We start from the raw sequence: 583 nt of genomic DNA, 5'->3' as shown, positions 1-583 counted from the left end.
CCCAGCTGGTCTCTATCGAATCGAAGCGGTTCTCCAACCGAGCGGCGCAACAATGGACGCGTGGATCGTACGAATGACGCCCGTGTATCTCGACCACTGATGCAAAAAGGACGTGTGCAAACATAGGACGTCATAGGCAGCGCATCGAACAGCCGTTACCGTTTCTTCCATGTGAATCTTGGCCCTTCCTGCGAGGCAGGAATTGCGCCTTCGAATCCACAGGCGCCTACGTCCGTTAGCCGGCACTGGCGGAAAAACTCTACGCGGTTGGACGCATGGCCGAAACCTTTTCGAGACCTCCCGACGAGCCGATCCTGCTTCGTGGTGCGGAGTACGTTCGGATGTCGACAGAGCATCAGCAGTACTCCACACAGAATCAGGCCGACAAGATTCGCGAGTACGCACAGCGTCGCGGCATCCAAATCGTGCGGACCTATGCTGACGAGGGTAAGAGCGGCCTACGACTCGACGGCCGCCAAGCACTACAGCAACTCATCAAGGACGTTGAGTCCGGCACTGCCGACTTCCAAGTCATCCTCGTCTACGACGTCAGTCGTTGGGGCAGATTCCAAGATGCCGATGA

The 583-nt window shown here is 57.3% G+C and carries 1 protein-coding gene; it reads left to right on the top strand.

Annotated features, from left to right (window positions below; all coding sequences use genetic code 11):
* Positions 1-275 precede the first annotated feature (275 nt).
* Positions 276-583 (top strand): recombinase family protein (locus FUT88_RS25295; protein ID WP_186829386.1); only part of this gene is annotated, 308 nt, incomplete at its 3' end.

This window comes from Ralstonia sp. TCR112, from assembly GCF_007997035.1.
Taxonomy (GTDB): domain Bacteria; phylum Pseudomonadota; class Gammaproteobacteria; order Burkholderiales; family Burkholderiaceae; genus Ralstonia; species Ralstonia edaphi.
This window is presented reverse-complemented; position numbering and strand designations above follow the sequence as displayed.